The 1057-nt window shown below is 62.3% G+C and carries 1 pseudogene; it reads right to left on the bottom strand.

The window, feature by feature from the left end:
• Nucleotides 1-1057 (bottom strand): annotated as a pseudogene (locus EN932_RS36780) (vitamin B12-dependent ribonucleotide reductase); the annotation flags it as partial.

Raw genomic sequence — 1057 nt, 5'->3', positions numbered from 1 at the left:
TAGTTCTCCGGCACGGCGGACTTCTTGGCCGCCTTGATCTCGCGCTTCAGCGCGGAGTTGATCGACGGATCGAAGCAGTCGTCGCCATTGCCTTCGCAGTTGACGCAGGCCTTCATGATCGCTTCGAGATGCTTCTTGACGATCTTGGAGCCGGTCACCAGCGAGGCGACCTTCTGCTCTTCATTGACCTTCCAGTCGATGAATTCCTCGATATCGGGGTGGTCGGCGTCGACAATGACCATTTTCGCGGCACGGCGCGTCGTGCCGCCCGACTTGATGGCGCCCGCCGCGCGGTCGCCGATCTTGAGGAAGCTCATCAGGCCCGACGAGCGGCCGCCACCGGACAGTTTTTCGCCTTCGCCGCGCAGCAGCGAGAAGTTGGAGCCGGTACCGGAGCCGTATTTGAACAGGCGCGCTTCACGCACCCACAGATCCATGATGCCACCCTCGTTGACGAGGTCGTCCTGTACGCCCTGGATGAAGCAGGCATGCGGCTGCGGATGCTCGTAGGAGGATTTCGACTTGGTCAGCTTGCCGGTGAACGGGTCGACATAGAAGTGGCCCTGGCTCGGGCCGTCGATGCCATAGGCCCAGTGCAGGCCGGTGTTGAACCATTGCGGCGAGTTCGGCGCCACGCGCTGGGTGGCCAGCATGTAGGCAAGCTCGTCACGGAAGGCGCGTGCGTCTTCTTCCGACGCCTTGAAGTAGCCGCCCTTCCAGCCCCAATAGGTCCAGGTGCCGGCAAGGCGGTCGAAGACCTGGCGGGCGTCGATCTCGGAACCGTAGCGCTCGGCTTCCGGCAGCTTGGCGAGTTCCGCCTCATCGGCGACGGAGCGCCACAGGAAGGAGGGGACGTCGTTCTCTTCGATCTTCTTCAGGCGTGCCGGAACACCGGCCTTGCGGAAATATTTCTGTGCCAGGATATCGGCTGCGACCTGGGAGAACTGCGCCGGCACGTCGATATTGTCCAAGCGGAACACCACCGAGCCATCCGGATTCTTGATCTCCGAAAGCGCCTTGCGGAATTCGATCTCCGCATAGGCGGACTGTCCTGGCT

This window comes from Mesorhizobium sp. M7A.F.Ca.US.002.01.1.1 (assembly GCF_004022955.1).
GTDB lineage: Bacteria > Pseudomonadota > Alphaproteobacteria > Rhizobiales > Rhizobiaceae > Mesorhizobium > Mesorhizobium ciceri.
The sequence above is the reverse complement of the archived record's forward strand: the minus strand, read 5'-3'. Positions and strand labels throughout refer to the sequence as shown.